The sequence below is a fragment of the Pseudomonas sp. HMWF021 genome, assembly GCF_003061005.1.
In the GTDB taxonomy this organism is placed as follows: Bacteria; Pseudomonadota; Gammaproteobacteria; order Pseudomonadales; family Pseudomonadaceae; genus Aquipseudomonas.
Genome location: NZ_QAIK01000112.1, coordinates 15,956 through 20,281, shown reverse-complemented (window position 1 = coordinate 20,281; position 4,326 = coordinate 15,956). Strand labels below are relative to the sequence as shown.

Here is a 4,326-nt window from a genome sequence, read left to right as displayed (position 1 = left end):
CCGGTGATGAATACGTTCATGGAGAAACTCCCTGCGTGAATAAGTGATGCAGCGAGTATCGACCGCCAAACCCGGTGGAAAAACCCGCGATCACCCAACTCACTCTTGCGCAGGGATCACGAATCAACCTTTGAAATCGCTGCTGGCGTACGCCGCAAGCTTGCTCTGGATAAAGTCGAGGAAGCACTGAATGCGCAGCGCCAGTTGCGAGTTACGGTAGTACACCGCGTTGATCGGCTGGCGATAGCCGCTGTTGAATTCCGCCAGCAGCACCTTGAGGCGTCCGGCGCGGATGTCGTCGATGGTCATGAAGTGGGACAGGCAGGCAATGCCCTGCCCTTCCAGCGCCAGGTGGCGCACGGTCTCGCCACTGGAGGCGCTGATGGCCGGAGTGATCGGCCAGCGGTCGCCGTGTACGTAACGTAGCGGCCACTGGTTGAGGCCTTCGTTATGGGTGAAGCCGAGCAGGGTGTGTTCGCTCAAGTCGGCAACCTGCTGAGGCGCGCCGTGCTTTTCCAGATAGGCCGGACTGGCGACGATCAGCAGCGGACTGCAACCCAGCGAGCGTGCATGCAAGGTCGAGTCGGCAAGGGTGCCGATGCGGATGGCGACGTCGGTGCTTTGTTCCAGCAGGTCAATGATCAGGTCATTGCTGTTGAGTTCGAGCTGGATGTCCGGGTACAGCCGCCGAAACTCGTCGATGTACGGCACGATGGCGTGCAGCATGAACGGCGACGCGGCGTTGATCCGCAGGCGCCCGGACGGGGTTTGCTGGCGTGAGGACAGGCGCTCTTCGAGCGCATCCATCTGGTCGAGAATCAGCTTGGCCTGCTCGAAGAAATACTTGCCCTCCTCGGTCAGGTCCATGCGCCGCGTGGTGCGGTTGATCAGCGTGGTGTCGAGCTTGGCTTCGAGCCGCGACAGTGTGCGGCTGACCGCCGACGGCGTCTGCCCGACCTGTTCGGCGGCGGCGGAAATCGAACCGCACTCGATCACGCAGACGAAAATCTGCAACTCATCGGATCTGGCTTTCACGGGTGTCCTCTTTGAAATCGCCAAGATCGCAGCCTTCGGCAGCTCCTACAGTGAAATGCATTCCCCTGTAGGAGCTGCCGAAGGCTGCGATCTTTTGCTCTTACCGCCGATAGTAGCCCGAAACCATTCAAGCCTTGAGACCAAACACCTCTTTCAGATGCTGCTCATACCGCGCCACATCATTCTCGATGTTCGGACGCTTCATCACATCCACACACAGAAACGTCGGCAACCCGGTCATGCCCAAAAACTCGTTGGCCTTGTGGAACGGGAAATACACCGCGTCCACACCCTTGGCCTCGAAGAAATCGGTCGGGTCATCGAAGGCTTGCTGTGGCGCGTTCCAGGTCAGCGACAGCATGTATTGCTTGCCCTGAATCAGGCCGCCGCTGCCGTACTTCTGCGACGAATCGGAACGGGTGCGACCGTCACTGGCATAGAGGCTGCCATGGCCTTCGGTGAAGACTTCGTCGATGTACTTTTTCACCGTCCACGGCGCGCCCATCCACCAGCCCGGCATCTGATAAATGATCACGTCGGCCCAGAGGAATTTGGCGACTTCTTCGGCGACGTCATAGCCCTCGTCGATGAAGGTGGTTTTGACATCCACGCCGCCGCGATCGAGCACGCTCAGCGCGGCTTCGTGCAGGGTGGCGTTGTAACGACCGTCGGAGTGGGCGAATTTCTTGCCGCCATTGAGCAACAGCACTTTTTTCATGAGAACGCCTCGCGCAGCCATTGGGCTGGAGAAAGATGGGAAAACGAATGGCGGCAGGTTAACCATCCCTCCCGCGCGAAATAAGCCGCGCCGGCGCAAAATACATTTGATAAAAAAGCACGAATCGAATGCAGATTGTTGCAATAACATTCGCAGCCATCTGCATTTGAGGAGTTGTTTCAATGAGTGAACGCCACGGTTTCATCCTGCACGCCAAGACCCGCCCGGAGAAAGCCGAAGCCTTCGAAGCGCTGTTTCGCGCCTACGTCGAGCCGAGCCGCGCCGAACCCGGCTGCATCGAGTACCACATGCTGCGCGACAAACAGGATCCGACGCTGTTCATCTTCTACGAGATCTGGGAAAGCCAGGCGCACCTGGACGTGCATTCGAACCTGCCGCACATGCGCGAGTTTTTCGAAAAGCGCATGGACTATCTGGAGCGCGATTTCGATATCCGTCCGATCGACATGCTCAGCACCTCGTCGGCTAGCCGCTGATCAGCAGATGGGCGCCGAGTGCGCCCAGCCCGATAAAGAACACCCGCTTGAACAGCACCGCACTGATGCGCTGGCGCAGCCATTGGCCGAACCACATGCCCAGCATCGCCGGGATCAGCACCAGCAGCGAGGCGCTCAATTCGCCGCCACCCAGCGCACCGCGCCAGAACAAGCCTGCGGCCAGCGCCAGGGTCGAGACGGTGAAGGACAGCCCCAACGCCTGCACCAGTTCATCGCGATTCAAACCCAGCGCCTGCAGGTACGGCACCGCCGGAATCACGAACACGCCTGTGGCCGAGGTGATGACGCCGGTGATCAACCCGCACAGCGGACCGAGCCACGGCTCATGCCGAGGATTGACCTGCAGCGTCGGCAGCAGCAACCCGCTCAACGCATACAGCAGCAACGCCGCGCCCAGCCCACGCACCACCCAATGCCCGCCTGCCATGCCGATCGACAACGTGCCGACGGCGGTACCGAGGAAGATCATCAGCAGCAGCGGCCACAGGCGTTTGATCAGCACCCGCAGATGCCCGCCGAATGCCAGTTGCCAGAGGTTGGTCAGCGTCGCCGGAATGATCAGCAGCGCGGCTGCCTGTGATGGAGCCATAGCCAGACCGAGCAGGCCCATGGCAACAGTGGGCAGGCCGAGGCCGATCACGCCTTTGACCAGGCCGGCCATGATGAAAGTGGCGATGACCAGTAAGGACAAGGCCAGACCCAGGTTTTGATAGAAATCGGCGAGTGTGTTCATGGCGCTACTGTGCGCTTTGGATGGAGTGTTGAAAATCTGCCATATACTGAGGCTGCCTCTGCCGATGCAAGAGGCTAAGTATTTGTTAAGACTTCTGGCCTCATCGCTGGCAAGCCAGCTCCCACAGGTTTCAGTGTGGACCACAGGATTTGTGCACAACACAAATCCTGTGGGAGCTGGCTTGCCAGCGATAGGGCCATCCCGGACACCAGAAAAACCAGAGGCTGCCTGATGCACTTCGACCTCACCGACCTGCGCCTCTACCTGCACATCCTCGACAGCGGCAACATTACCGCCGGCGCGGCGCGCAGTCATTTGTCACTGGCCGCCGCCAGTGCGCGGATTCGCGCGATGGAAGCCTCGCTGGGCACCGAGTTTCTGCACCGCGGCCGCCGTGGTGTGACCCCGACACCCGCGGGCAAGGCACTGGCGCAACATGCGCGCGTGCTGCTGCAGCAGTCCGAGCGCATGCAGCAGGATCTGGCGGATTACGCTCAAGGTGTGAAAGGTCAGGTGCGGCTGCTGTGCAACACCACCGCGATCACTGAATACCTGCCGGAGGTACTGGCGGATTTCTTGCGCGACCATCCCAACCTCGACATCGATCTTCAGGAGTTGCCCAGCGCCCGCATCACCCATGCGTTGCGCCAAGGGGCGGCGGATCTGGGGATCGTGTCCGACGCGGTGGACAGCTCAGACCTGCAGACGCTGCCGTTTCGGGATGATCCGTTGGCACTGATCCTGCCCTTCGGGCATCCATTGTCTGACGCTGCCGAGGTCAGTTTCAGCGACGCCCTGCAACATGACTTTGTAGGGCTGCGCGCCGACAGTGCACTGGCGGTGTATCTGGAAGAACAAGCGTTGCACAGCGGTTCGCGAATGCAGATCCGCATCCGCGCCGACGGTTTCGACGGGGTCATGCGCATGGTGGCCCGAGGTGCCGGGCTGGCCATTGTGCCGCTGGCCGCTGTCGAGCGGAGCGCATTGCGTTCATTCAAATGGGTTGCGCTCAATGAAACGTGGGCACGCCGCACGCTTATGCTGTGCGCCAGGGACTTCACCGCGTTGCCCAATTACGCCCGGGCGTTGTTACACGCGCTCACCGACCCGCGCGTTTCTGAGCAGCTCGATGTCGACCCCAGACAACTGACCGACAAGCAGGGGCTATAGGGTTCGACTTCAAATCCTTCTGCCCGGAGTCCACATGACCGCGACCGCCCCCATCACCGTTCTGCGCGACACCCATCCGCTGCCGGTACTCGATGCCTGCAAATGGGAAAAACTCGAAGGCGACCCGCACACCGTCAACCTCAACGCCTACA

General features: G+C 60.5%; 5 protein-coding genes and 1 pseudogene. 3 read left to right on the top strand and 3 right to left on the bottom strand.

Translation table 11 applies throughout. The features are described 5' to 3' along the window. Positions 1-123 precede the first annotated feature (123 nt). Together DBR18_RS15160 and DBR18_RS15155 are read right to left on the bottom strand one after the other, a co-directional pair. Complete coding sequence (locus tag DBR18_RS15160; RefSeq protein ID WP_108590914.1) at positions 124-1,035, bottom strand: LysR family transcriptional regulator; 912 nt, start codon at positions 1,033-1,035, stop codon at positions 124-126. A gap of 127 nt (positions 1,036-1,162) precedes the next feature. Beyond that, positions 1,163-1,753 (bottom strand): NAD(P)H-dependent oxidoreductase, encoded by a 591-nt coding sequence (locus tag DBR18_RS15155; RefSeq protein ID WP_108590913.1) that lies wholly within the window; start codon positions 1,751-1,753, stop codon positions 1,163-1,165. Between the two features lie 182 nt (positions 1,754-1,935). Between DBR18_RS15155 and DBR18_RS15150 the strand changes: the two genes are divergently transcribed. Next, positions 1,936-2,250: a putative quinol monooxygenase gene (locus DBR18_RS15150; RefSeq protein ID WP_108590912.1), complete on the top strand. Its 315-nt coding sequence runs from the start codon at positions 1,936-1,938 to the stop codon at positions 2,248-2,250. On the opposite strand, the gene DBR18_RS15145 is transcribed toward DBR18_RS15150, so the two are convergent. Continuing rightward, positions 2,240-3,004, bottom strand: a complete 765-nt coding sequence (locus DBR18_RS15145) for a sulfite exporter TauE/SafE family protein (protein ID WP_108590911.1) — start codon at positions 3,002-3,004, stop codon at positions 2,240-2,242. The genes DBR18_RS15150 and DBR18_RS15145 overlap by 11 nt on opposite strands. A 231-nt stretch (positions 3,005-3,235) precedes the next feature. Between DBR18_RS15145 and DBR18_RS15140 the strand changes: the two genes are divergently transcribed. Both DBR18_RS15140 and DBR18_RS29245 read left to right on the top strand, forming a co-directional pair. Continuing rightward, positions 3,236-4,174: a LysR family transcriptional regulator gene (locus DBR18_RS15140; protein ID WP_108590910.1), complete on the top strand. Its 939-nt coding sequence runs from the start codon at positions 3,236-3,238 to the stop codon at positions 4,172-4,174. Positions 4,175-4,208: 34 nt separating this feature from the next. Next, a pseudogene (locus DBR18_RS29245) lies at positions 4,209-4,326 on the top strand (cupin); the annotation flags it as partial.